This window comes from Antribacter sp. NEAU-D49 (assembly GCF_057158775.1).
Genome location: NZ_JBXTSN010000018.1, coordinates 35,084 through 60,271 on the forward strand (window position 1 = coordinate 35,084; position 25,188 = coordinate 60,271).

Consider the following 25,188-nt stretch of genomic DNA (forward strand, 5'->3'; position numbering starts at 1 on the left):
TCACCCCAGCCCTCAGAGCGTGCCGAAGAACGCCCTCAGGTCGTCCACCACCAGCTCCGGGTCGGTGACGTACGCGAAGTGCCCGCCGGTCGGCATCTCCGTGTACCGGACGAGGTTCTTGGCCGACCGCTCGATGCACGCCCGCACGGACCGGTAGTCCCACGGGAAGACGGCGACGGCGACCGGAACCTCCACGGGCAGGTCCCGGTAGCCCGCGCCGGACCGCGCGTCAGCGAAGTAGTGGCGTGCCGCTGACCCGCTCGTCCCTGTGAACCAGTACGTGGAGACGTGCGCGAGGTAGTCGTCGACGTCGACGTGGTCGGCCTGCTCGCCGAACCCGCTCCACAGCTCCGCGTTCCAGGCGAGGACGCCGCTGGGTGAGTCGTCCAGCGCGAACGCGAGCGTGCCGGGCCGCTTGGACTGGATGTCGTGGTAGCCGTTCTTCGCCTGGAACTCGGCGAGGTTCCCGCCTGACAGGCTCTCCCGGTCCGCGTCGGTGAACCGTGCCGCCTCGGCCTCGTCGCCCGACGGGAACGCGAACCACTGCAGCACGTGCACCCCCGTGAGACCGTCGGGGCCGAGGGCGCCGGCCTCGCGTGCGACGAGCGCTCCGGCGTCGCCGCCCGCCACGCCCCAGCGCTCGTAGCCGAGCACGCCCATCAGCTCCGCGAGGGCGGCGGCGATGCGCGCGCTGTCCCAGCCGGGCTCCGTCGTCGGGCCGGAGAAGCCGTAGCCGGGGAGCGAGGGGACGACGACGTCGTACGCCGCCGTGCCCTCCGGCGCGCCGTGCGCGGCGGGGTCCGTGAGCGGACCCACCACCTTCTCCAGCTCGAGGACCGACGACGGCCAGCCGTGCAGCAGGAGCAGCGCCTCGCTCGTGGCCCGGGGTGCGCCGTCGGCGGCGCGGACGTGCCAGAAGTGCACCGTCTGACCGTCGACGTCCGTGGTGAACTGCGGGAACTGGTTGAACCGCGCCGCTGCGGCGGCGAAGTCGAAGCCGTCGCGCCAGCGGTCGGCCCAGCGACGTACGGCGGCGAGGGGGATGCCCTGGTCGGCCCCGATACCGGCGGGCTCGGACGGCCACCGGGTCCGGGCGAGGCGGTCACGCAGGTCGGCGACGGCCTCGTCGTCGAACCGGACGGTGAAGGGCGTGATGGCGCTCATCGTGACTCCCTGCTCGCTGGGGACGGCGGGCCGCCGTCCTGTCACGACCTACACTCCTCGGCATTGCGGTCAGGTACTGTCCGCTTCAGCAAGGGGTGACGGCGAGGCCTTCCCGGACGGCGTCGCCTGGGAAGGGAACCTGTGCCACTGGCGGTGTCACTCCTGGTTGACAATGTCACGCAGAGTGACCGTTCGTACTCACACCAGGTCCGTGGCGGGCGCTGTCGTTCTGGCCTGCGGTTGAGGGGCCGCGGGCTGCGGCCGCACCTGCCCCGCGACACTGACGCTGAGCACCATCGCGATGGCGATGACCATCAGCGCGTGGCGGGCGCCGACGGCGTCGGCCAGCAGCCCGAGCATGGGCGGCGCGCTGATCGCCGCGAAGCCCATGAACGACGACGCCACCGACACCCGCGCCGCGGCGCGGTCCGGGTCGTCCGACGCCGCGGCCATCGCGATGGGGTTCGCGAGCGCCGAGCCGAGGCCCCACAGCACGATGCCCGGGAAGGCGAGCCACCACGTCGGCGCGAGGCCGAAGACGAGGAGCCCGACCAGGCCGGCGACCCCCGACGCGCGCAGCACGGCGACGCGGCCGTACCGGTCGATGAGGTGCGTCCCGCTGAACCGGACGACGGTCATCGCCACGACGAACGTGCCGTACGCGGCCGCGCCGAGCGCCTCGCGCACGTGGAAGCCGTCGACGACGGCGATCGACAGCCACTGGCCCGCCGATCCCTCGGACAGCGCGCTCGCCAGCAGCACCAGCCCGATGAGGACGGTCCGTGGCTCGGTCCACGCCTGGAGCGCGGTCCGGAGCGGCGCGCCACGCTTGCCCGACGACGGCTCACCTGCCGTCGTGCCGCCCGCTGGGCCGCCCGCCGTCGTGCCGCCTGCCGGGGCCGGGCCGGGGGAGAGGACCGTCGCGGGCGGCACGAGGACCAGGCGCACGACGGCCACGACGACGGCGACCGCGGCGATCTGGACGCCGACCGGCACCTGGGCGGCTGAGCAACCGGCCGAGACGAGCGCCCCGAGGGCTGCGCCGACCGAGAACGCGGCGTGGAAGTGGGGCATGATCGCCCGCCGCACGCTCTGCTCGATCCCCGCGGCGCTGATGTTGATGGGGGTGCTCATCGCTGCTCCCGTCAGACCGTTGAGGAGCACCCCGACGACGAACAGCGGTACCGACCCGGTCCCGACCCCGACGGCGATGACGCACTGCCCGACGCCGTTCCCGACGGCGCCGGCCAGCAGCGTCGCCCTGCTGCCGTAGCGGGTGACGACGGCGCCGGAGGCGAGGATCGACACCAGCGATCCGGCCGCCCCCACCATGAGGAAGGTGCCGAGCTGCGCGGACGAGATGTCGAGGCTCGCGCGGATCGAGGGGAGCCGGCTCAGCCAGCCCATCTGCGTGACGCCGTACAGCAGGAAGATCACCATGAGCGACCAGCGGGCGCGGGTCACGACGGGCAGGGGCGAGGACTCCGCGTCGACGGGCACGGACGGACACTATGCGCCGGGCCGGGCGCGGTGACGTGCCCGTTCGTGGGGTGAGCGGTCAGGCGAAGCCGTCGATGGCCTCGGCCATCAGGCGGACGGTCGTGGGGCCGCCGTGCCCCTCGTCCTCGACGATCGTCAGGCGGCTCGCGGGCCAGGCCTGGTGCACCTGCCACGCGGTCACCGCCGGACCGCTGACGTCACGACGACCGTGGAGCAGGACAGCAGGCAGCCGGGCGATCCGGTCCATGCGGTCGAGGATGCCGTGGTGGCCGAGGAACGCGTCGTTCGACCAGTAGTGCGCCACGAGGGTCGCGAAGTCCAGCAGGCGTTGCGGGTCGGTGAACAAGGGTCCCGGCTCCCACGCGGGATCGAGAGACACGTGCGTGGTCTCCCAGTCGCCCCACGCGGCGGCTGCGCGTTCCCGCTCGGCGCGGGTCCCGGTGCGCAGCACGCGGGCGTAGGCGTCGACGACGCGTTCGCCGTCGCGCCGTTCGACGGTGGCAGCGAACCTGTCCCAGGCTTCGGGGAAGATGCGCCCGACGTGCTCGGTGATCCAGTCCACCTCGGCCCGGCTCGTGGTCGTGACGGCGAACAGTGCGATCTCGCTCACCCGTTCGGGGTGCGCCTGGGCGTAGGCGAGGGCAAGGGTCGAACCCCACGAGGCGCCGGTGACGAGCCACCGTTCGACGCCGAGGTGGTCGCGCAGCGCCTCGAGGTCGTCGATCAGAGCCTGGGTCGTGTTGGTGGCCAGCGTCTCGGGGTGGTCCGACACGAGCGGGCGCGAACGCCCGCAGCCGCGCTGATCGAGCCCGACGACGAGGTACTTCTCCGGGTCGAACCAGCGCCGGTACCCGCCGCCGAGCCCGCCCCCCGGACCGCCGTGCAGGTACACCGCAGGCTTGCCCGCCGGGTTGCCGGACGTCTCCCAGTAGATCTCCGTACCGTCGGGACGGGCGAGGTGACCGGTCTGGAAGGGCTGGATCGGAGGATGCATCTGGGCACGGTAGCGCACCGCGTCGTGGTGCCTAGCAGAGAGCGGAATGTCGGAACAGCGACGCTGTTTGCTGCCGGCTCATCGAGGCACGATCCGGGCGAGCACCGGTCGGGCCGCCTCCGCCGGGTCCGTGCCGGTGGGGAAGCCGAGCGCACCGCCCAGCCACAGGCTCGCGAAGCCGTGGGCGATCGACCACCCCGCGAGCGCGACGCTCCGCGCGTCGGGGGTGCCGGGCGCGTCGGGGGTGCCGGCAGCGCCGACGTGGGCGGCGAGGCCGGCGCCGCGCGACAGCATCGCGGCCGCGCGTTCCTCGGCCGCGTGGACGTCGGGGTCGTCGGCCCGATAGAGCGACCGCTGGAACATCACCTCGAAGTGGACAGGGTGCTCGACGGCGAAGCGGACGTACGCCAGGCCGGACTCGAGGAAGTCTTCGCCGCTGTTCTCGAGCGTGTCCGCGAGAAGCCCGAACGCCTCGGCCGCGAGGGCAGTGAACAGGCCGGCCTTGTCCTGGAAGTGATGGGCGGGTGCTGCGTGGGACACCCCGGCGCGACGAGCCAGCTCCCTCATGCTCCAGCCGTCCACGCCGGACTCGCGGATGGCCTCGACGGCTGCCGCGAGGATCGTCCGGCGGAGGTCGCCGTGGTGGTAGGCGGTCTTCATCGGGTGCCCCTTCGAGTCGCGCGTCCAGAACTTGTCATTGACAAGATAGCGGATCCGGCCCTACCTTTTCGTTGCGCACCTAACTAGTCAGTGTCAAGATCTGGGAGTTCGCATGACCGTCGTCGTCCTTCTCGTCTCCCTGCTGGTGTTCCGCGGCCTCGGCGCTGTGGGGGTCCGCCGGTTCGCGTCGTGGCGTGCCGCGGGCGCCCACGCGCTCGCGGTGATGCTGGTCATGACCGCGAGCGCGCACTTCGCTCCCGGCGACGTCACCGTGATGCCGAACCACGACGACCTCGCGGCGATGGTGCCGCCGGGCCTGCCGTTCCCGTCCGCGATCATCTACCTGACCGGCATCCTGGAGCTCGCGGGCGCTGTGGGTCTGGTCGTCGGCTCGACGCGTCGATGGGCCGGGCTCGGCCTGGTGCTGCTGTTCATCGCGCTGCTTCCCGGGAACGTGTACGCCGCGACAGAGGGCATCGAGCTCGCCGGCGAACCCGCGAGCCCTCTGTGGCAGCGGATCCCCGAGCAGATCCTCTACATCGCCGTGGCGCTGGGAGCGGCGACTGAGCGTCGGGCGGCGAAGGTGGGTGAGCAGCGGGCGGAGGTGGCTTCGGCTGGGTGACGGCGCGCCTCCTCCGTTGCGGCTGTCGACGGCACGACGCTAGGTTGACCTGGGATGTTGCGTATCCGCAACGCTCCATCGACGCCTTCCGGCAGTGACGCGACAGGAGAACGGACCTATGGGCCGCAGGTGCGGGGGCGTTCGGTGGTCGTGATCCGCGAGTTCGTCCGTGTCGAGGCTCCTGCGCGGCGTCGACCGTTGTCGGAGACCGAGTGTGTGTTCGCTTCCTTTGACGATGCCCAGCGCGGGCGGATGCTCGAACTGGCCACCACTGGTTCCGTGCAGCGCCAGAGCCAGGGGAAGCGCAGCCAGACGATCCAGCTCGACGAGCGTGGCGGGCTCGAGCTCCTTGCGCTCATGGAAGAGGTCTTCGGCACGGAGGCGATGCGCCTGTCCGGCAGGTCGTCCGCTGGACCCACCGACACTGGGACGATCGCTGAGTCCGACGGGGTCTTGGAACCCTCGGAGGAACCCCCGGCGGTGGACCTCTTCTGGTCCACCGACGATGTGATCGACCTTCCTCCCCTGAATCACGACGGGCTCACGCCCGCACCTGAGCTGCGTCCGACGTACAGCGAGAGTGACGACGGCACGTTGACGGGGGCCAGTGAGACCGTCGAGCTGCCTGCACGGCCGTCGTCGTCGCCCGCGCTCAACCGCGCGATCGAACGCAGCGCGGTCGAGCTGGTGAAGCGGACCCTTGAACGCTCCGGTTGGAGGTTCACGCGAGATCGTCAGCTGGACGGTGTCGGGTACGACCTCGAGTTCGAGAAGGGCGGAGAGGTGCGCAAGGTGGAGGTGAAGGGCATCCGCGGGGATCGGTTGGTGTTCAACCTGACTCCCAAGGAGTTCTGGCGTGCCCAGGAGGACCCGGCGTTCGTGCTCGTGGCGGTGACGGGTGCCCTCGACAGCCGCAAGCACCGGGTTCATGTCGTGCCGCGCGAGGACGTCCTCGCCGCGCCCCGCGCCGCCGTCGCATATCGCGTCCGCCCCCGTACGGCCGGAGCGGAGCCTTCCTCCGGGGCGACGGACGACGACGGCGGTGGCACGTGGCACTGATCCGGAACTTCACGCCTCGTGCCGAGACCACCGACCTGCGACTGAACCGGAAGACGGCGGACTGCGAATTCTTCGAGACGATCAGCGACGAGCACGGCCAGATGCTCGTGCTGCGGACCTACTCCGAGAACCGCGCGCCGGACAGCACACCGGCCCAGGTGTACGACCTCGATCTCGAGGCTGCCCGGGAGCTGCGGAAGATTCTCAACGACGTCTTCGGCATCTGACCCCCGACGAAACTACGAGTCAACCGTTCCCGGGTACTCGAGGAGACCCGACGCCTCGACTGCGGCACGCGCCTCGGCGTCCAGCCACGGGGCGACGTCTTCCCACGTCGTGCGCCACCACAGACCCGAGACACGCCCGATGGGTGGCGGGGCGTGCTGGATGAAGTCGCCGCTGACCACCCCCTCGTCGTCGCACCAGTAGGCGGTCGCCGGCACGCCCTCGATCAGGAGGTCGATACGGAAGGCGTCGGACCGGGTGTCGTCAGGCGCCTCCGACGGTTGTAGCGGGGTGCGGACGAGCATGGCGTGCTTGGGCTCGGCCGGGTCGTTCTCGTCGACCTGGAAGTACTCGAGCCAGTCGCCCGGCATGGACGCGAGCTCCAGCACCAGCAGGTACCGGGCGAACGACGGCACGAGCGGCAGGGACAGGCCGCGGGGAAGCTGATCGCGCGTGAACTGCCTCTTGTGGCCGCCGGGTTCGAGGGTCGACTCCCAGTAGTGACAGTCGCGGATGGTGCGCTGGTACTCGACCCGCTGACGGAACCTCATCAGGATGTCGGGCTGCGGGCGCATCACCACCAGCGAGTCGATCGCAAGGGTCCCGTCCGGCTCCACTCTTTCGGCGCGGATGAGCACGCCGTCCGGCGTCGTCCCGTTGTTGCTCATCGCTTCGATCTGCACGGGTGGATCTTGCCCCACCCGGAACCGGGCGGCACCTCGTCCGGTTCAGGGCGCGACGCGGTGCTCGTTCCAGTGCTTGTCGAGCCACTCGACCTGCTCGTTGCGGACCCGGACCGCGAGCGGTACGCCGTGCAGCTGCGCGTACTGGGGGAACGCCGCCAGGTCCGGTGCGACGTCGATCCGTAGTCGGCCCGGGTCGACCGCGAGCAGCCCGTCGTCGAAGAGCCGGTGGACGTCGCGGCGCAGCATCAACCCGCCATGGCGAAAGTGCGTGCCGAGCTGGGCGTAGCTGTACAGGTGCCCCGCCTCCAGGACACGGGCAGGTGCACCGCCGGTGAAGGCGCACACGCTGCCCTGGCCCGCGAGCAGCTGCTCACGGAACTGCCGCTGGCCTCGGCGGACCCGCACGAGTGCGTGGTGGAAGCCGTGGGTGAACTCGAGATGCGGCTCGTCAGGCCTGGGCCATGAAGCCTCCGGGATGCGGCCGGTGACCCGGTCCACGGCTCGGTCCGCGTGCCGCGCGAGGAGCGCGTCGCGGAACCTGGCCCAGTCGAGGGGCCGCATCGCGTTGATGTCTCCGGGGTTCGTCGCGAGGGAGCGCAGCTCGTCCTGGGTGAGGAGTCCGTCGAGGTCGGTCCAGGCGGCGTCGTACCGCGCCCGGTAGAGGGTGACCTCGACCTCCTCGACGACCGGGACGGCGAACTCGTCTCGGCATTTCATGCACCGGAACCGCGGCACCGCGTTCTTGCGCTCGGAGATCCTGGTCGTGGCGCACTTCGGGCAGCGGCGAAGCGTCTTCGATCCGGGCTCGGTGGTGATCGCCTCGATCACGGAGACGCCGAGGAGCCGTTCCTTGTCCCAGAGTGCGACGGGGTCGCCGACCGCGAGGTTCTTGTGGTTCGGGACGTTGCTGTCCCAGGAGTAGTACGCGCCGATCTGGTCGTCGTAGCCTGAGTTGCCGCCGTGCCCGCGATTGTCGCCCGCGGCCATGAGCAACCACGCACGCTGCGGGACGACGCTCTCCATGCGCACAGCTTGGCACAGCCACGACCTGTCGGGTCCGGCACTTCTGTCAGGCGTGCACCGTCACTCGACCGTTGTCGCGGGATCGCCCGCCGCGAGCGCCGCACCGCCCGCGCCCGCCTCGCTCGGGTGCCGGGCGCTCCAGGACGCCAGCAGCCGCAGCCGCTCGGCGGAGGGGGAACCGGGTTCGGCGGTATAGATGAGCATCACGCTGCCGGGTTCGGCGGTGAGCGCCAGCTCCTCGTACGCGAGGACCAGCTCGCCGACGACGGGGTGGTGGAAGCGCTTGGTGCCGGCACCGTGGGTGCGGACGTTGTGTGCCGCCCACAGTGTGCGGAAGTGGGCGCTGCGGGTGGACAGCTCTCCGACGAGGTCCTGCAGCGCCTTGTCGTGGGGGTCGCGGCCGGCCTCGGAGCGCATGATCGCGACGCACATCTCGGCGAACTTCTCCCAGTCGGGGTAGAACTCTCTCGCTGCGGGGTCGAGGAACTGGAACCGGGCAAGGTTGGGGGTGCGTCCGCCGTCGCCGATCACCGGGGAGTAGAAGGCTCGGCCCAGGTCGTTGGTGGCGAGCAGGTTCTGGCGGGGATCACGGACGAACGCGATCCCGTCGGTGATCGACGCGAGGGCCCACTGGAGGCTCGGCCGCGGTACTGCGGACTTGCTGCCGCGCCGTCGAGAGCGGCCGCTGGTCGGTATGCCGTCAGCGGCGCGGGCCAGGTCGAGCAGGTGGGCGGTCTCGGTCTCGTCGAGCTGCAGTGCGCGGGCGACGGCGTCGAGCACGGACGCGGAGGCGCCGGCGATCGCGCCGCGCTCCAGCTTCGAGTAGTACTCCACGCTCACGCCGGCCAGGCTTGCGACCTCGCTGCGGCGCAGGCCGGGGACGCGACGGTTGCTACCGGCGATGACGCCCGCCGCCTCGGGGGTGACCCGCGCGCGGCGGGTCATCAGAAACTCCCGCACTTCAGATCGGTTTTCCATATGACGAGGCTAGGCCTGCCGGGTCGGTCACGGGGTGCCCTGCCGGTACACCTCTCGTCAGAGACTCCCGCGCCCGTGGGAGTGGAGAGAGCCTGGATCGCATGACCGCTCCGACCCCGCCATCGCGGCCCAGTGGTGGCAGGGCAGTCAACGAAGAAAGGCCACCATCATGCGTGGAGTCATCATGTACGGGCCCGGCGATGTCCGGGTGGAGGACCGCGAGGACCCGACGATCCTCGAGCCCACCGACGCGGTCATCAAGCTCACCGCGTCGTGCATCTGCGGGTCCGACCTGTGGCCGTATCGCGGCGCCGAGCCGGTCGACCACGCACCGATGGGCCACGAGTACGTCGGCGTCGTCACCGAGATCGGCGCCGAGGTGAAGAACGTGAAGGTCGGCGACTTCGTCGTGGGCTCGTTCTGGTCGTCCGACAACACGTGCGAGATCTGCCAGGCGGGTTACCAGTCGTACTGCGTGCACCGCACGCTCATGGGAACCCTGGGCACTCAGGCCGAGTACGCCCGCATCCCGCTCGCCGACGGGACGCTCGTCGCGACACCCGGCCGGCCCGATCCCGAGCTCGTCCCGTCTCTTCTGGCGGCCTCCGACGTGCTCGGCACCGGGTGGTTCGCGGCGGTCGCGGCCCAGGCGGGGCCGGGCAAGACGGTCGCGGTCGTCGGTGACGGCGCGGTCGGGCTGCTTGCCATCCTCGCAGCCAGGGAGCTCGGCGCTGAGCGGATCATCGCCATGTCGCGCCACGCCGACCGTCAGGCCCTCGCCCGCCAGTTCGGCGCGACGGACGTCGTCGAGCAGCGCGGCGAGAAGGGCGTCGCCAGGATCAAGGAGCTGACCGGCGGCCTCGGAGCGCACAGCGTCGTCGAAGCCGTCGGCACGCAGGAGTCGATGCACCAGGCGATCCGCGCGACCCGGGCGGGCGGCCACGTCGGCTTCGTCGGCGTCTCGCACGACGTCACGCTCGACGGCCTCGAGCTGTTCGGCGCGGGCATCCACCTGCACGGAGGCGCCGCGCCCGTGAGGCAGTACCTCCCCGAGCTCATCCAGCTCATCTGGGACCGGAAGATCGACCCGGGCAAGGTGTTCGACCTGACCCTCCCGCTCGAGGACGCCGCCGAAGGCTACAAGGCGATGGACGAGCGCCGCGCCACCAAGGTGCTCCTCACCGTCTGACCCGAACCGGGCGGCCGGATCCCTGTCCGGCCGCCCCCTCGCAGGAGGTTCCCGTGAACGTCGAACCCGCCGTCCCCACCGCTCGCGGCGTAGAGCGAGCCCAGGCAGGGGAGCAGTCCTGATGAGCCGCCGTGTCCTCGCCGCGGCTGTCACAACCATGCTGATCGCCGCGATCTCCGCCTGTGCCACAAGCCCCGACGCGCAGCCGACACAGAACCCCAGCACGGGCTCCGCCGCAGCGCCCGCGGCCACGCCGCAGCAGCCGACGCCGTCGGCCGCTGCGGTCGCCCAGGTGCCCGACCCGGTTGTCGGAACCGTCGTGCGGTTCACCTCCGACCGGACGAGCATCGACGTGACCATCGGGGAGAACAGCCCCGGAGTCCGCGACTTTCTGTCCATGCTGCCGCTTCGCGTGCCGTTCGAGGAGTTCGCCGGTCGGGAGAAGATCGCCTACCTGCCACGGGAGCTCGACCACGCCGGATCGCCGGGCTCCGACCCCGAGAACGGTGACCTGATCTACTTCACATCCTGGGGAAACCTCGGCTTCTACTACAACGCCGACAGCGTCGGGTACTCCGACGCCACCCTGCACCTCGGCACCTACGACGCCACCGAAGAGGAGCTGTCCCTCCTTGAAGGCGGGGATGTCACCATCGAGGTCGTCGGCTGAGGTCGAGCGGACGAACTGCGCACGGGCCAGGGCCTGACGCAGGTCTCACCATCCGACACCGATCTGGAGGACGAGTGTCCGACAACTGGTACGCCGGGAACGCGAACGATGCTGCCGACCAGCATCGCGGATGGCTCCTGGGCCACTTCATCGCTCCGGAGGCCCCCGGCTCGACCGTGCGCCAGACCGGCGACCTCGAGGTCAAGTGGGGCATCCACCCGAAGGGACAGCGGCGGCCGGAGTGGACCGCCGACGACCAGCGCACCACCTTGTCCTTGCTCATCAGCGGACGGTTCCGGGTGGACCTGACCACTAGAAGCGTCGTCCTGGAGCGGCAGGGCGACTACGTCGTCTGGGGACCCGGGATCGACCACTCGTGGGAGGCCGAGGCCGACTCGGTCGTCCTCACGGTCCGCTGGCCGTCGGCCGGCTGACAACTGGCTGGGGCAAACCAGACGAGCGGCACGCCGTGAAGCTGTGCGTACCGCGGAAAGGCCCCGGAGGGCCGACCGCGGGGTCGGCCCTCCGGCTGGTTCACCCGTTGGGTCAGGCCCAGTCGCTCCGAGTGAGGTACAGGCGGTAGATGTTCGGGTCGTAGATGCTGGGCTCACGCTGGCACACGAAGCCGTTCCAGTAGGTGCTCTGGCTGTCCATGGAGTAGCCGGTGCGGTCGCAGGCCTCCCCGTTGGAGACGTACCCGGTGTTGTTGCGCTCGACGATCGTCCACTGCATCGGGACGGTCTTGGTCACGGTGACGTAGTCGTAGTCGTAGAGGCGGAGCTTCCAGGCACCGTTGGTGTAGGTGCCCCAGAGCAGGTCGCAACGGTACTCGGTCCACGGTCCGGCCTGGAGGTACGGGGCACTGGCGCGTCCGCAGGCCTCGTAGCTGGACCACACCGTGCTCACCTCCTGGGAGGCGACGAGGGTCTTCTCGGTGACCGTGACCGTCTTGGTCGGGACCGGGCCCGGGGGCTGGGGCGCGGGGGCCGCGGCTGCCGGACCGGCCGCGACCGTGGCGGTGAGCATGACGCCTGCCAGGACGGCGAGCGACCTCTTCATGATCGAACGCATAGAGACATCTCCTTCCCGTGCGGGCACCAGCTGCCCGCACGGGAACGCTCAGGGACCGCTGAATGCCGAACAAGGACGAAGAATCGATTAGGTCGCCGCGGCTCGCGTGGCTCGCGCGGAAGGTCTCCGGTCAGCGGACGATCTTGACGTTGAACATCGGCGTCCGCAGGGCGCTCCAGCGTAGCCAGATCGCCAGCAGCATCTCGGCCCCGCGGGAACCGTTCAGCGCCTACTCACCAGAGGCCGCGCTTGCGGCGCTTGCTCGTCCCCCACAGTCCCTTGGCCAGGTTCTTGCTGCGACCCTTCGTCGTGGATCCCCACAGACCACGCTTCCAGCTCGTCGCGCGGGACTTTCGGCCCCAGAGCGCACCCCACAAGCCAGTCATCAGCAACCCCCTCAGATGTGAACCGACCTCAACACTATGCACGTCCCGTCGGTGCCGGCGCCTGTCGGCCGTGAGGTGACGGCGCTTCGGCCGTCGTTCGCCACCAGGCGCCCGAGGCGTTGAGCAGCACGTCGTCCACGGACGACACCCGATCCAGTCGCAGCACGTACTGCGCCGTCTCGATCAGGATCGAACAGCCCACTCCGAGCACCAGGATCCGCGGCAGGGACGCCAGGGCTGCGAACCGCATCGGCGCGAAGAAGCCGAGTGCCGCCAGGACCAGGAGATTGCCGATGATCCCCACGGTGCCCATCTCGAGCAGGTCTCGCAGCGGTACGAGGCTCAACCGACCCGGGACGGTGCCCGCACCGGAGCCTGGCATCAGGGTCAACCACACCAGCGGCACGGTCCCGTAGACCATGCCGACCTCAGCCAGCGACAACCGCGACGGTGAGGTGACGCCCGCAGCACGCCGACGACGCGTCAGCGCCCACACCATCAGGGCGGCCAACGGCAAGCCGACCAGCGTCATGAGCAGCACGCCGTTGAACGTGTCGAAGCATCCGTGCCACCGACCGGCCAGGCACGCCGGAGCAGACATCATGAGCGGACGCCGCAGCACGAAGACGACACTCGCCAGGCCGAGGAGAGCGAGGCCGAGGAGCGTGAACCTCAGAAGGCGAGAGCGCGGTCGTGACTCGGAGAGTTGCATGTGCACATTGTGGACCGATGCGCCTTCCACCCTGAGCGGAACGTGCCGTCGGCCGGCCAGGGCCCGACGTGCGTCAAGGCTGCGACGTAGTGGCCGCGCCGATGCGCTACAGAGGTCTTGGGGCCGCGGGTTCGATGGGGGAGTGCGCGAGCCCGCCGCCGAGACGCCGTGGGCTACGCATCCGAACCCCCTGGAGCGTGGACCATGCAGCCTCCCATCAGAACGTCGTCGTCCGACGTCGAAGCAGTCCCGCCGATGCTCGTCGCGCTCGATATCGACGGCACTCTCTTGGCAGCCGACGGGACGATCTCCTCGGCCGTGCTGACCGCCGTGGAACGCACTCGCGCGACTGGGCACCAGCTGGTGCTCGCGACGGGACGTTCCCTGGTCGGGGCGACGCCGATCGCCGAACGGCTGGGCCTGACCGACGGCTACATCGTGTGTTCGAACGGTGCCCTGACAGTGCACCTCGAGCCGCGGGCGCCGGGCGGCTACCGGTTCGTGCGCACCGAACTGTTCGATCCTGGAGCCGTCATCCGCCGTGCTGTGTTTCTCGACGAGACGGTTGGCATCGCGGTTGAGGAGCCGGGCTGGGGCTGGCGCGTGAATCGACCGTTCGACGCGGTGCTGCTGAACGGCGAGCAGAAGGTGTCGTCGGTCGCGGACCTCTCTGCGAGTCCGGCCACCAGGGTCGTGCTGCAGGCTGCGGGACTCTCTCAGCATCGTGCCGTGGTGGGAGCCGGTGACGTGACCGTCACGCCGGCGTCTGAAGACTGGCTTGATGTCACCGGCCCGGGAGTCACCAAGGCCGCCGCGCTCGAAGCGCTCCGCATCAGGCTCCACGTCCCAGCGGAGGCGACGGTCGCGGTCGGGGACGGCCTCAACGACATCGAGGCGCTGAGATGGGCTCGCAGGGGAGTGGCCATGGGGCACGCGTCAGCGGCGGTGAGGGCGGCCGCCGACGAGGTCACCGGCACGATCGGGGAGGACGGCGCCGCGGCCGTTCTGCGTTCGCTCTTGGGTTCGTGAGTAGCGCGGCGCTTGGCAGCGCTTCGGCGCTCCGCTGCGGCAGAGAACTTGTGTCGCAGTTTTGTGGCATCCGGTGCGTGCACCACGCGCGGGGCGGGAGCTGATGGGAGGCTGCGTGTCGTGACCAGCACAGTCGTCCGCACCGAGGAGGCGAAGCCTGCGAGAAGCCGGCGGATCGCATTCCAGCAGCGCCGTCGTGCTGTCGGACACTCTCAGGAGAGCCTCGCTTCCGAGCTTGGGGTCGAACGCACGACGGTCGCGCGCTGGGAGGCCGGTCAGACGATCCCGCACCCGTGGCAGCGCCCGAGGATCGCCAAGGCCCTTCAAATCGAGACTGAGGTCGTCGACGTGCTGTTGGGAACGGGAGATGCGTCCGGACCGGCCGTGTCCTCTGCGGCCCTGGATGGCAACGAGCGTCGTCCTGCTGGCCCCGCCGACGAGCGCTCCTATGAGCTCTATCTCCGCGGGCAGGCGCTCCTTGCTGACAACCACGGTCCCGACATCGAGATCGCTCGCACGCTCCTGGATCGCGCCGCACGGAACGATCCGTCGTTCGCGCGAGCGATCGCCGGGAGGGGATACGCGACCTGGCGGCAGTACTTCGCCGGCTGGGCCAAGCACTCCGGTGCATTGTCGAGCGCGATCGATGATGTGGAGGCGGCAATGATCGCCGATCCCGACTCTGTCCCCGCTCACCTGACCTTCGTGCGCGTCGCATGGGATATGGGTTGGCACGAGCAGGGCCTGAGCGCTGGGCGGAACGTACATCAGCGTCACCCGGACAGCCTTGAAGCGGCGATCACCTTCGCTCGGGCGCTCAACAACGCTGGCCTCGCTGAGCATGCCATTCCTTTGTTGAACTCGGTGCTGGGCGTGGATCCGACCAATCCCTCGGCGACAAAGCTCGCTGTCTGGTGCTACATGCTCACCGGTCAACATGCTCACGCCCTTGCCCTTGGCGAGCGTCACCTCGAGCGTCATCCCCGCGATGCGAACACGAGGTGGGCCCTTGTCATGGCATCACGGAGCGTGCCCGACGGGTTGCGCACAGCAATCCGAATCGCGAGCGATGCATGCCAGATCGATGAGCAGGACGTCACGCTCTGGACGTTGCTCGGCTACCTCCATAGAGAGAACGGGGACCCGACCTCGGCAAGAGCCGCGTGGGAGAACGGGATTGCGAGGGTCGCGGCTGACGGAGACGACGCGACGAATCTCCGAGTCTTGGTGTGGACGGCGAACATGCACGCTGCCGTCGGAGACACCGCGAACGCGCGCGAACTTGCCGATCGTGTGAAGGTATCCGAGCCGGAAAATGCCTATCTCACCTACCGCCGATCTCATGTCCTCGCCGAGCTTGGTCAGCTCGACGAGGCAGTGCGCACGCTCGATGACGCCGTGACCCAGGGATTCCTGTCGGTTCAACTCCTCGGACGTGAAGAATCCCTTGCGCTGTCGTCTCTCGTTGGTCGTAGCGACTACCGCATAGTCAGCCGACGGCTCGCCCATCGCGTGGCGGCCTGCCGAGACGTGTACGCGGCGAGCTTGCCGTCGACTCCTGTCATACCTACCGGCCCGTTCCGAGGAGGAACCCGATGACCCTTGCTCACAGCGACGCCGACTGGATCGCCGGGATCGCCGGAGAAGGTGTGGTCACGATCGGTGATCCTCGTTTGAAGGCGCCCACCAGCGACGTCGACGTCGACCTGGCGACGCTGCAACTGCTGGACACGATGGTGACCCGGCTGCGGGCGCTCAACGGTGCTGGCCTTGCCGCGCCGCAGATCGGAGCATCCGTCCGCGTCGCCGTTGTCGAGGTGCGTCGGACGGACGTCTTTCCCGACCGACCTGAGCGTCCACTGATCGAACTCATCAACCCTGTCATCACCGATCGCTCGGAGGTGCAGGTGACGGACTGGGAGGGGTGCTTCTCCGTCCCCGGGCTTCTGGGCGAGGTGCCTCGCGCAGAGCAGATCATTGTCGAGTACACGACCCGTGAGGGGGAGCGTGTGACTCGGGACTACCAGGGGTACGTCGCGCGCGTGATCCAGCATGAGACAGACCACCTCGACGCGGTGGAGTTCGTCGATCGGATGACGGACATGACGACGCTGACGACGGTCCAGAACTGGCTTCAGAACCGCAACGGTGGGCGGGCACTCTGAGCCCGAACGTGCCCCAGCAGCACGGCCGGAAGTTCCTACGTAGGGCACAGGCTGCCCTGCGCGACGAGGGGCGGTAAACATGCAGACCAACCACCTGACCCGCCCGGCACTGGTCGTCATCGATATGCAGAACGGCTTCCCTGTGGTGGCGGAAGACCACGAGCAGAACCCCGAAGGGCGCCTCACGACGGGACCGACACGGCCCCAGGAACCTCAGGACAGGGAGATCAGCTGTCCGTCAGCAGGTCCGCCTACAGGGATCTTGGCGTGTCCGCTGACATGGCACCGACATGTTTGCGCTCGTCGGGCGGCCTCGCCACGGGATATGGTCTGGGCCATGCTTCCTTCGATCCGCCCGGCCAGTGTCTTCCCCCGGAGGTTGGAGGAGTACCAGTCGCACCTGGGACCGCGCCAGGCTGCGGCGTTCCAATACCTCTGGGACGTGCACAACAGCTCCGACCCGGAGGCGAACCTCGAGAACGCAGCAGGCGAGGTGAACAGGGCGCTGAAGCAGCCCGAAACCGCTGGAGTCCGGGTCGCCCCACGGGAGATCGTCGCCGAGCTGCGCGTGCCCCTGGCCGGGCTTCTCGCCCGCTCCGGTACGAGCCTGGACGCCGCGTACATCAGCAGTTTCGTCATGATCGCGGACTGGCAGCACGAGACGGTCAAGGAGACGGTCGCCTCCGTTCTCGCCGACTTCTACCGGTAACGGCCGCCCCCGCGCCCGGTGGTATCGACAGGTCCCCGGCCGAGCATCCTTCTGGTACCGTCAGGGGGTACCACTCGTGGAAGGGGTTGCCCGTGTCTGTCACCGCCTCCGATGCCCGCCGGAACCTATTCGGACTGATCAAGCAGGTCAACGACGACCGTGACACAGTCGAGATTGTCTCGCGTGCCGGGAGCGCGGTCCTGGTCTCCAAGGACGAGTGGGACGCGATCCAGGAGACGAACTACCTCCTGCGGTCGTCGGTCAATTCCGAGTGGATCCTCGACTCCCTAGTCCAGGCCCGCCGGGGTGACGTGAGCGAGCGCGAGCTGGACCGCGGCGAGTGAGGCTCGTCTTCACCGACCACGCCTGGGCTGACTACGTCTACTGGCAGGCCGCGGATCGCAAGGTCCTCAAGCGGATCAACCTGCTTCTGGACGACATCCGCCGCGAAGACCCCTTCAACGGGATCGGTAAGCCCAAGATGCTGCGGGCGAACCTCTCGGGACTGTGGTCACGGCGTATCACCGACGAGCACCGCCTGGTGTACTTCGTCGACAACGATGACCTCGTTGTGGTCGCGGCCCGGTACCACTACACGAACGACTGACCGCCTGCGTCGGCGTGGAGTCGGCCGCCCGGCGAGGCGACGCCGCCGAACTCGTAGATGTCGTCATCGGCCGGCGCGCCAGTTCTGAGTGCGCGGAACTCGTCGCGGTCGCTGCGGTCGTCTCGATCAGCAGCTCGTAGTACCGCATCCCCTTCGGAGTAGTGCCCCAGTTCGCACTCTTATCGAGAGGCACGATATTCAGTAGCGAGGACTTGTGCCACTGAATTAACGCGCAACCAAGTGCGATCGATCCATATCCGATAATGGCTCATAGCCCACAGGGCCCTGCGGGAGCAGCATCTCGATAGCAAGGCCCAGCTCTGCAAGGATTCGGATCGTGAGGACATGCTGTGGCCGATGGACCAAGGGTCGCGGGTCTACTATTCGGCCGTGCCAGTCTATTACTCGGGCGGGACCCTGCCGTTGGGTGTGGATGTATATCCAATCCGAGAGTGGTGTCATCATTGATGACATATATGCTTCGAGCGGCAAGAACTGGTTGGACCAGGCCCGACGCCCACCACCCGAGAACTCACACGCTGAAGTACTTCGCCTCCGGGTGGTGAAACACGAACGCATCCGTCGACTGCTCCGGGTGCAGCTGCAGCTCCTCGCTCAGCACCACCCCGACCCGCCCCGGCCGCAGCAGCTCCACCACCTTGTGCCGGTCCTCCATCTCGGGGCACGCGGGGTATCCGAGCGAGAACCGCGCCCCGCGGTACTCGAGCTTGAACATCCCGTCCACGTCGTCGGGATCCTCAGCAGCGAACCCGAGCTCCGACCGCACGCGCGTGTGCCACATCTCGGCGAGCGCCTCCGTGAGCTGCACGGACAGCCCGTGGAGCTCCATGTACTCGCGGTACTTGTCGGCCTCGAACAGCTTGGCGGTGTGCGCCGAAACGGTGTCGCCCACGGTGACGAGCTGGATGGGCAGCACGTCGAACCGCCCGGTCTCCTCGACCCACGACCGCGGCTTCACGAAGTCGGCCAGACACAGGTGCCGGTCGCGCCGCTGGCGCGGGAACGTGAACCGCAGCCGTTCAGTACCAACAGGACCACCCGAGCCGCCGTCGGGCCCCTCGTGGTGGGCGACCACCACGTCGTCGCCCTCCGACCACACGGGGAAGTACCCGTAGATCACGGACGGGTCGAGGATCTGCTCGGTGCGGATGCGGTCGAGCCACTCCTTGAGGCGCGGCCGGCCCTCGCTCTCGACCAGCTCTTCATACGACAGACCATCAGAGCCCCGCCCCGGCTTGAGCCCCCACTGCCCCATGAAGGTGGCGCGCTCGTCGAGGAATGCGGCGTAGTCGGCGAGCTGGAGCCCCTTGACGATGCGCGTCCCCCAGAATGGCGGCACCGGCACGGGGTTGTCGGCCACGACGTCGGACCGGGCGGGCAGATCCTCCACAGCCGTCTGCGTCACCGACACCACAGCATGCCGGCGCTTCTTCAAGGGAGGCAGCCCCACGGAATCGGGCGAGGCCCCCCGAGCCACCCGCACGAGCGGCTCCATGAGCCGCAGCCCCTCGAAGGCGTCGCGCGCGTACCGCACCACGCCGGGGAAGGCCGAGGCCAGATCGTCCTCGACGTACGTCCGCGTGAGCGCGGCCCCGCCGAGCAGCACGGGCCAGCGCCCGGCGAAGCCGCGCGACGCCAGCTCCTCCAGGTTCTCCCGCATCACCACGGTCGACTTCACGAGCAGCCCGGACATCCCGATCACATCAGCGTCGTGCTCCTCCGCCGCCGCGATCATGGCGCTGATCGGCTGCTTGATGCCGATGTTCACCACCGTGTAGCCGTTGTTGGTGAGGATGATGTCCACGAGGTTCTTGCCGATGTCGTGCACGTCGCCGCGCACGGTCGCCAGCACGATCGTGCCCTTCGACCCGGACTCGCCCTCGACCCGCTCCATGTGCGGCTCGAGCAGCGCGACGGCGGTCTTCATCACCTCGGCCGACTGCAGCACGAACGGCAGCTGCATCTGCCCCGACCCGAACAGCTCGCCCACCACCTTCATGCCCTCGAGCAGGTGGTCGTTGACGATCTGCAGGGCGGGCAGCCCGGAGGCGAGCGCCTCGTCGATGTCCGGCTCGAGCCCCTTGCGGTTGCCGTCGATGATGCGGCGCGCCAGCCGTTCGCCCACGGGCAGCTCGGCGAGCTCGGCGGCGCGCGCGTCGCGCAGGGCGGCGGAGTCCACGCCCTCGAAGAGGTCGAGCAGGTGGGAGAGGGGGTCGTGCACGAGGTTGCCCTCGTCGTCGTACCGCCGCCGGTCCCAGACCAGGTCGAGCGCGGCCTCGCGCTGCTCGTCGGGGATGGACGAGAGCGGCAGGATCTTCGCCGCGTGCACGATCGCCGAGTCCAGCCCCGCCTGCACGGCCTCGTGCAGGAACACCGAGTTGAGCACGGTACGCGCGGCCGGGTTGAGGCCGAACGACACGTTGGAGACGCCGAGCGTGGTGTGCACCTCGGGGTAGCGGCGCCGGATCTCGCGGATCGCCTCGATGGTCTCGATGGCGTCGCGCCGGGTCTCCTCCTGGCCGGTCGCGATGGGGAAGGTGAGGGCGTCGACGATGATGTCGTCCACCCGCATGCCCCAGTCGTTCACGAGCTGCTCGATGAGCCGGGTCGCGATGGCAACCTTGCCCTCGGCGGTGCGCGCCTGGCCCTCCTCGTCGATGGTCAGGGCCACCACGGCGGCGCCGTGCTCCTTGACCAGGGGCATGATCCGCGCGAACCGCGACCCCGGCCCGTCGCCGTCCTCGAAGTTCACCGAGTTCACCACGGCCCGGCCGCCCACCAGCTCCAGGCCGGCCTGGATCACGGCGGGCTCGGTCGAGTCGATCACGAGCGGCAGCGTCGACGCGGACGCGAGCCGCGACACCACCTCGCGCACGTCCGCCACGCCGTCGCGCCCCACGTAGTCCACGCACACGTCGAGGAGGTGCGCGCCGTCGCGGGTCTGGCCGCGGGCGATGTCCACGATGTCGTCCCAGCGGCCCTCCAGCAGCGCCTCGCGGAACGCCTTGGAGCCGTTCGCGTTGGTGCGCTCGCCGATGGCCAGCACCGACGCGTCCTGGTGCAGGTCCGTGTGGGAGTAGAGGGACGCGACGCCGTTCTCGCGCACCGGCTTGCGCTCGGCCACGGGCCGGCCGCGCACCGCGTCGACCACGAGCCGCAGGTGCTCGGGCGTGGTGCCGCAGCAGCCGCCCACGAGCCCCAGCCCGAACTCGCCCGCGAACTGCGCGTGCCAGGTCGCCAGCTCCTCAGGCGTCAGCGGGTACGACGCCCCCTTGGGCCCCAGCACCGGCAGCCCCGCGTTCGGCATGCAGGTCACGGGAATCTCGGCGTGGTTGGCGAGGTGCCGCAGGTGCTCGCTCATCTGGTCGGGCCCGGTGGCGCAGTTGAGGCCGATCGCGTCCACGCCCAGCGCCTGCAGCGTCGTGAGCGCCGCGCCGATCTCGGAGCCCATGAGCATGGTCCCCGTGGTCTCGACGGTCACCGACACGATCACGGGCACGCTCCGCCCGACGACGTCCATCGCCGCCCGCGAGCCCGTCACCGCGGCCTTGGCCTGGAGCAGGTCCTGGCTGGTCTCGACGAGGACGGCGTCGATGCCGCCCTCCAGGAGGCCGATCGTCTGCTCCTGGAACGTCTCGCGCAGGTGCGCGTAGGGCACGTGGCCCAGCGACGGCAGCTTGGTGCCCGGGCCCATCGAGCCCAGCACCCAGCGCGGGTGGTCGGGCGTGCTGAACGCGTCGGCCCGCTCGCGCGCGATCGCGGCACCCGCCCGGGCGAGCTCGCGGATCCGGTCCTCGATGCCGTAGTCGGACAGGTTGGACCAGTTGGCGCCGAACGTGTTGGTCTCGATCGCGTCCACGCCCACCTCGAGGTAGGCGTCGTGCACGCTCGCGATGATGTCGGGCCGCGACACGTTGAGGATCTCGTTGCAGCCCTCGTGCCCCTCGTAGTCGTCGAGGGTGGGCTCCTGCGCCTGGATCATGGTGCCCATGGCGCCGTCGGCCACCACCACCCGCGTGCGCAGCGCCTCGCCGAGGGCCGCGGCGCGCGCGTCCTCGAGGGTGAAGTCGGGGGTGGTGTGGGGAGCGGTGCTGGTCACTTCGGAAGCGTAACCTCGCGGCCCTTTCGAGGGCGGTCCGGTCCGCCGGCCGGGACGCCGGCGGGCCGGGAAGCGCCGCGCCTTGCGGATATTCCGTGTGCCCGACGGCGGTCGCTCGCCTACCGTTCTCGGCATGCCCCCCGTAGACCTCGCCCCGCTCGCCGAGCGTGCCCAGGCGCCCGCCGAGGCGCCCCTCCCGACCGAGACGGGCCTCACCTGGCGTGCCCAGACCCTCGACGACGCCCCCGCGCTGATCGGCCTGATCAACGTCATCGAGGAGGCCGACGGCCAGCCGTGGCGCTTCAGCCTCGAGGAGCTCACCGAGCAGCTGTCCGAGCCGTGGCTCGACCTCGCGAGCGACACTCTGGTGGGCCTCGACGCGGACGGTGTGCCGCGGGCGTACGGCGCCGTGTCGCTGCCGCCGGGCGGCGAGACCCTCGTGCGCGCCATCCTCGACGGGGGCGTGCACCCCGAGTGGCGCGGGCGCGGCATCGGCCGCCAGGTCGTGGCCTGGTCCCTGGCCCGCGCGCGGCAGCTCGTCGCCGCGGCGCCCCAGCAGGAGCTGCCGGGCCGCATTCTCGCCTACGTCCGTGACGAGGCGCCCGACCCCCAGCACCAGGTGCTCCAGCGGTCCGGGCTCACCGCGATCCGCTTCTGGTCCACGCTCACGCGCGACCTGTCGGCCCCGGTCCCCGAGGTGCCGCTCGACCCCGCGCTGCGCCTCGTCCCGTTCTCCGACGAGCTCGACGAGCCCATCCGCGTCGCCCACAACGACGCGTTCCGCGACCACTGGGGCTCGCAGCCGTCCACCCCCGAGGCGTGGCGGGCGAGCCGGGCGATGTTCGCGCCCACGTGGACGTTCGCGGTCGTCGACCCGGCGGTGACGACGGAGGACGGCGCGCCGTTCGTCGTCGGCTACCACTGGGGCGAGCGGTACGAGCAGGACTGGGCCGTCCAGGGCTACTCCGCCGGGTACACGCACCTGCTGGGCGTGCGGCGCGACTACCGCGGCCGCGGTATCGGACCGGCGATCCTCGCCCACGCCATGCGGGTCTTCGCCGCCGACGGCATGGACCGCGCCGAGCTCTCCGTCGACACCGAGAACCCGACCGGCGCCTACGGGCTGTACGAGCGTCTGGGCTTCATCAAGGACGACGGCCAGCGCATGTACGCGATCGAGCTCTGATCCAGCCCCCGCCCGCGGCGCGGGTCCGCCTCGAGAACGTCATCGCGTATCGCTACGCGGTCCGTAGCGACACCTGAGGGCGTTCTCGAAGCGGCCTCGCCTGGGCGTGTTCCGAGCGGGGATCGGAGGGCTTAGGCTCGCGCCGTGACGACGACGTCCTCGTCCGCAGCGCGCCCGACCGGCCGCCGCGGCCCCCTCAGCCTCCTGCCCACCCCTGCCTCGCGGCTGGCCGCGCTCGCCTTCGTGGTGCTCGCCGCAGTAGACCTCGGTGCCGAGCTCACCGGCGCCGAGACCCTCGCCCGGATCGCGCAGTCGTGCCTCATGCCTGCGCTCGCGGCCACGCTGGCGCTGGCCTCAGGGACGAACCGCGAGCGCCTCGTCCGGTGGACCCTCGCCGGGCTCCTGCTGAGCTGGCTCGGCGACGCCCTGCCGGGGTTCGCGGGCGACAACGGCTTCCTGGTCATGGTGGCGTTCTTCCTCCTGGCGCAGGTCGCGTACGTCTGGGGCTTTCTCCCGTTCGCGCCGCGCAGCCGGGCGCTGCGCCCCCTGCCCCTGCTGGCGTACGCGGCATTCGGCGTCGCCGTGGTGGTCGTGTCCGCCGCGCAGGCCGGGCCGCTGACCGTGGCCCTGGTGGTCTACGCGGTCGCGCTGCTGGCCATGTCGATCTCGGCCTGGGGCCTGAACCGCACGGCCGGGATCGGCGGGCTGATCTTCCTCGCCTCCGACTCGCTGATCGCGCTCGACCGGTTCACCGCCCTGGGCGACCACCTGCCCCAGGCGGGCTTCTGGGTGATGGCGAGCTACGCCGTCGGGCAGGGGCTGCTGGTCGCGGGGGTGCTGCGGGCGACGCGCCGACGCTGACGCGCGCCCGTGACCAGGCACATTAGGCTCGTGGCGTGACCTTCGACGCCCGGGCGCGGCTGACCGCGCTCCTGCCCACGCAGCCCGCCCGGCTCGCCGCGCTCGCGTTCGTCGCGACGAGCGCAGCGCACCTGGTCGCGCAGCTCAGCTTCCTGTTCCCGCTCGGCACGCTCCAGAACGCGAGCCTCCTGGCGCACATCACGTTCCTGCTGCTCATGCCGACCCTGGGCCTGACCGTGTGGGCGGTGAGCCTGCCTCCGGAGGGACGACGGCGCCCGCGGGTCGTCCGGTGGCTGCTGGCGGCCCTGGCCCTGAGCTGGATGGGGGACACGCTCCCGTTCACGGCGCCGGGAGTGGGGATCGGCCTCTACCTGCTGTTCTTCGTGCTCGTGTTCGCCTGCTACGCCGCCGCCTTCTGGCCGTACCGCAGCCGGAGCGCCCTGGCGAGCCCTGTCGGCCTCGTGCCGTACGGCGCGGTGGCGGTGGGCCTGGTCGTGGTCTGCGCTCCGGCCGCCGGCCCGTGGACCGTGGCGGTGGGGATGTTCGCTGTGGCGCTCGGCGCGATGTCCGTCCTGGCCTGGGGGGCGGGCCGGCTGGCGGGGATCGGTGGCGTGCTGCTCCTGGTCTCCGAGGTGATCCGGATGCTGATGAGCTTCACGACGCTGCTCCTCCCGGTGCCGGCGGGCCTGCCGGGATTCGCGCTCACGGCCTCGTACCTGGTGGGCCAGGCGATGCTGGCGGCGGGAGTGCTCCGCGCGACCCGCTGAAAGGCCGCCGAGACAGTGCCTTCGTCGGCCGAAGGCACTGTCTCGGCGGGTTCTAGCGCTGGCGGGCCGCTGCCATCGCCGCCCGCGCCGGCTCCGAGGCGAACAGCTCGGACGACAGGGCCACCATCGCGTCGGCCTGCTCGTCGAACCGCCGGATCACGTCGGCGTTGAGCACCCGCTTGGTCGCGGCCAGCCCTTGCGGGTGACCGGCGGTGAGGTCGGCGAGGACGGCGGCGACGGCGTCGTCGAGCGCCTCGGGCGGCACAGCCCGCGTAATCAGACCGCACGCCGCCGCCTCCGGCGCCGGGAACGGCGCCGCCCCGAGGAACGACAGCGACGCGGCGCGCGGCGTCATCCGTGGCAGCACCGTCAGGGAGATCACGGCGGGCGCGAGCGCGAGGCGCGCCTCGGTGAAGGCGAACGAGACGGTGTCGGCGCTGATCGCGACGTCGCACGCGGCCACCAGCCCCACGCCGCCCGCCCGCACAGGCCCGTGCACGCGCGCCACGACGGGCTTCGGGAGCGCGAGGACGGCGCGCAGCACGTCGGCCAGGCGCCGGGAGGAGGCTGCGACGCCGTCGCGCAGCGCCTCATCCAGGTCCAGGCCCGCGCAGAACGCGGGCCCGGACGCCGCGAGGAGCACGGCCCGGACGTCGTCGGCCGCGGCCCGGACGAGCGCCGCGACGAGGTCGTCGAGCAGGGCGAGGGAGAGCGCGTTGCGCCGTTCGGGCGCGTCCAGGGTGACCCGCGCGTACGGGCCGACGACGTCGTAGCTCACCTGGGGCATCGGGCGCTCCTTCTGGTC

The 25,188-nt window shown here is 70.2% G+C and carries 27 protein-coding genes; 15 read left to right on the top strand and 12 right to left on the bottom strand.

The window, feature by feature from the left end; genetic code table 11:
- Positions 1–12: 12 nt before the first annotated feature.
- The 4 genes from AC060K_RS14595 to AC060K_RS14610 form a co-directional block, all read right to left on the bottom strand.
- On the bottom strand, positions 13–1,164 hold the full coding sequence (locus tag AC060K_RS14595; RefSeq protein WP_483766126.1) for an epoxide hydrolase family protein: 1,152 nt from the start codon (positions 1,162–1,164) through the stop codon (positions 13–15).
- Positions 1,165–1,362: 198 nt separating this feature from the next.
- Positions 1,363–2,664, bottom strand: a complete 1,302-nt coding sequence (locus tag AC060K_RS14600; protein ID WP_483766127.1) for an MFS transporter — start codon at positions 2,662–2,664, stop codon at positions 1,363–1,365.
- Positions 2,665–2,722: 58 nt separating this feature from the next.
- Positions 2,723–3,658, bottom strand: a complete 936-nt coding sequence (gene pip / locus AC060K_RS14605) for a prolyl aminopeptidase (protein WP_483766128.1) — start codon at positions 3,656–3,658, stop codon at positions 2,723–2,725.
- Between the two features lie 78 nt (positions 3,659–3,736).
- A complete protein-coding gene (locus AC060K_RS14610; RefSeq protein ID WP_483766129.1) occupies positions 3,737–4,318 on the bottom strand; it encodes a TetR/AcrR family transcriptional regulator in 582 nt (193 codons plus the stop codon).
- A 112-nt stretch (positions 4,319–4,430) separates the two neighbouring features.
- Between AC060K_RS14610 and AC060K_RS14615 the strand changes: the two genes are divergently transcribed.
- Genes AC060K_RS14615 through AC060K_RS14625 form a run of 3 tightly spaced genes read left to right on the top strand, consistent with a single transcriptional unit; the run spans position 4,431 to position 6,226 of the window.
- On the top strand, positions 4,431–4,940 hold the full coding sequence (locus AC060K_RS14615; protein WP_483766130.1) for a DoxX family protein: 510 nt from the start codon (positions 4,431–4,433) through the stop codon (positions 4,938–4,940).
- A 54-nt stretch (positions 4,941–4,994) separates the two neighbouring features.
- Complete coding sequence (locus tag AC060K_RS14620; RefSeq protein WP_483766131.1) at positions 4,995–5,999, top strand: protein NO VEIN domain-containing protein; 1,005 nt, start codon at positions 4,995–4,997, stop codon at positions 5,997–5,999.
- The gene (locus AC060K_RS14625) at positions 5,990–6,226 is read left to right on the top strand and encodes a hypothetical protein (RefSeq protein WP_483766132.1); all 237 of its coding nucleotides are present in this window, start codon (positions 5,990–5,992) and stop codon (positions 6,224–6,226) included. Before AC060K_RS14620 ends, AC060K_RS14625 begins: the two co-directional genes overlap by 10 nt.
- A gap of 12 nt (positions 6,227–6,238) precedes the next feature.
- On the opposite strand, the gene AC060K_RS14630 is transcribed toward AC060K_RS14625, so the two are convergent.
- From AC060K_RS14630 to AC060K_RS14640, 3 genes are read right to left on the bottom strand one after another with little or no spacing between them, the layout of a single operon-like run.
- Positions 6,239–6,907 (bottom strand): hypothetical protein, encoded by a 669-nt coding sequence (locus tag AC060K_RS14630; protein ID WP_483766133.1) that lies wholly within the window; start codon positions 6,905–6,907, stop codon positions 6,239–6,241.
- 45 nt (positions 6,908–6,952) lie between these two features.
- Positions 6,953–7,933 (bottom strand): HNH endonuclease, encoded by a 981-nt coding sequence (locus AC060K_RS14635; protein ID WP_483766134.1) that lies wholly within the window; start codon positions 7,931–7,933, stop codon positions 6,953–6,955.
- Between the two features lie 60 nt (positions 7,934–7,993).
- Positions 7,994–8,911 (bottom strand): helix-turn-helix domain-containing protein, encoded by a 918-nt coding sequence (locus AC060K_RS14640; RefSeq protein WP_483766135.1) that lies wholly within the window; start codon positions 8,909–8,911, stop codon positions 7,994–7,996.
- Positions 8,912–9,080: 169 nt separating this feature from the next.
- On the opposite strand from AC060K_RS14640, the gene AC060K_RS14645 reads away from it, so the two are divergent.
- The 3 genes from AC060K_RS14645 to AC060K_RS14655 all read left to right on the top strand — a co-directional run bounded on the left by AC060K_RS14645 (position 9,081) and on the right by AC060K_RS14655 (position 11,204).
- Positions 9,081–10,100 (top strand): zinc-dependent alcohol dehydrogenase family protein, encoded by a 1,020-nt coding sequence (locus AC060K_RS14645; RefSeq protein WP_483766136.1) that lies wholly within the window; start codon positions 9,081–9,083, stop codon positions 10,098–10,100.
- Positions 10,101–10,221: 121 nt separating this feature from the next.
- Entirely contained in the window at positions 10,222–10,770 is a 549-nt protein-coding gene (locus AC060K_RS14650; RefSeq protein ID WP_483766137.1) for a cyclophilin-like fold protein, read from the top strand.
- A gap of 74 nt (positions 10,771–10,844) precedes the next feature.
- Entirely contained in the window at positions 10,845–11,204 is a 360-nt protein-coding gene (locus AC060K_RS14655) for a signal peptidase I (protein ID WP_483766138.1), read from the top strand.
- A 112-nt stretch (positions 11,205–11,316) separates the two neighbouring features.
- On the opposite strand, the gene AC060K_RS14660 is transcribed toward AC060K_RS14655, so the two are convergent.
- The 3 genes from AC060K_RS14660 to AC060K_RS14670 form a co-directional block, all read right to left on the bottom strand.
- Positions 11,317–11,841: a hypothetical protein gene (locus tag AC060K_RS14660; protein WP_483766139.1), complete on the bottom strand. Its 525-nt coding sequence runs from the start codon at positions 11,839–11,841 to the stop codon at positions 11,317–11,319.
- 233 nt (positions 11,842–12,074) lie between these two features.
- Positions 12,075–12,227, bottom strand: a complete 153-nt coding sequence (locus AC060K_RS14665) for a hypothetical protein (RefSeq protein ID WP_483766140.1) — start codon at positions 12,225–12,227, stop codon at positions 12,075–12,077.
- Positions 12,228–12,261: 34 nt separating this feature from the next.
- On the bottom strand, positions 12,262–12,759 hold the full coding sequence (locus AC060K_RS14670) for a VanZ family protein (protein ID WP_483766192.1): 498 nt from the start codon (positions 12,757–12,759) through the stop codon (positions 12,262–12,264).
- A gap of 435 nt (positions 12,760–13,194) precedes the next feature.
- Between AC060K_RS14670 and AC060K_RS14675 the strand changes: the two genes are divergently transcribed.
- From AC060K_RS14675 to AC060K_RS14700, 6 genes are all read left to right on the top strand, one after another.
- Positions 13,195–13,968: an HAD family hydrolase gene (locus AC060K_RS14675; RefSeq protein ID WP_483766141.1), complete on the top strand. Its 774-nt coding sequence runs from the start codon at positions 13,195–13,197 to the stop codon at positions 13,966–13,968.
- Positions 13,969–14,088: 120 nt separating this feature from the next.
- Positions 14,089–15,567, top strand: coding sequence for a helix-turn-helix domain-containing protein (locus tag AC060K_RS14680; protein ID WP_483766142.1), 1,479 nt, complete (start codon positions 14,089–14,091; stop codon positions 15,565–15,567).
- Positions 15,564–16,133: a peptide deformylase gene (gene def, locus AC060K_RS14685; RefSeq protein WP_483766143.1), complete on the top strand. Its 570-nt coding sequence runs from the start codon at positions 15,564–15,566 to the stop codon at positions 16,131–16,133. The genes AC060K_RS14680 and def overlap by 4 nt, the downstream gene beginning before the upstream one ends.
- Before the next feature lie 337 nt (positions 16,134–16,470).
- Positions 16,471–16,842, top strand: a complete 372-nt coding sequence (locus AC060K_RS14690; RefSeq protein ID WP_483766144.1) for a hypothetical protein — start codon at positions 16,471–16,473, stop codon at positions 16,840–16,842.
- A gap of 92 nt (positions 16,843–16,934) precedes the next feature.
- Entirely contained in the window at positions 16,935–17,186 is a 252-nt protein-coding gene (locus AC060K_RS14695) for a type II toxin-antitoxin system Phd/YefM family antitoxin (RefSeq protein ID WP_483766145.1), read from the top strand.
- On the top strand, positions 17,183–17,449 hold the full coding sequence (locus AC060K_RS14700) for a Txe/YoeB family addiction module toxin (protein WP_483766146.1): 267 nt from the start codon (positions 17,183–17,185) through the stop codon (positions 17,447–17,449). Before AC060K_RS14695 ends, AC060K_RS14700 begins: the two co-directional genes overlap by 4 nt.
- 532 nt (positions 17,450–17,981) lie before the next feature.
- On the opposite strand, the gene metH is transcribed toward AC060K_RS14700, so the two are convergent.
- The gene (gene metH / locus AC060K_RS14705; RefSeq protein ID WP_483766147.1) at positions 17,982–21,569 is read right to left on the bottom strand and encodes a methionine synthase; all 3,588 of its coding nucleotides are present in this window, start codon (positions 21,567–21,569) and stop codon (positions 17,982–17,984) included.
- Positions 21,570–21,702: 133 nt separating this feature from the next.
- Here metH and AC060K_RS14710 point away from each other — a divergent pair, with 133 nt between their 5' ends.
- From AC060K_RS14710 to AC060K_RS14720, 3 genes are all read left to right on the top strand, one after another.
- Entirely contained in the window at positions 21,703–22,755 is a 1,053-nt protein-coding gene (locus tag AC060K_RS14710; protein WP_483766148.1) for a GNAT family N-acetyltransferase, read from the top strand.
- 144 nt (positions 22,756–22,899) lie between these two features.
- A complete protein-coding gene (locus AC060K_RS14715; RefSeq protein ID WP_483766149.1) occupies positions 22,900–23,616 on the top strand; it encodes a lysoplasmalogenase in 717 nt (238 codons plus the stop codon).
- A gap of 35 nt (positions 23,617–23,651) precedes the next feature.
- On the top strand, positions 23,652–24,383 hold the full coding sequence (locus AC060K_RS14720; protein ID WP_483766150.1) for a lysoplasmalogenase: 732 nt from the start codon (positions 23,652–23,654) through the stop codon (positions 24,381–24,383).
- 52 nt (positions 24,384–24,435) lie between these two features.
- On the opposite strand, the gene AC060K_RS14725 is transcribed toward AC060K_RS14720, so the two are convergent.
- Entirely contained in the window at positions 24,436–25,170 is a 735-nt protein-coding gene (locus AC060K_RS14725; protein ID WP_483766151.1) for an enoyl-CoA hydratase-related protein, read from the bottom strand.
- Between the last annotated feature and the right edge of the window lie 18 nt (positions 25,171–25,188).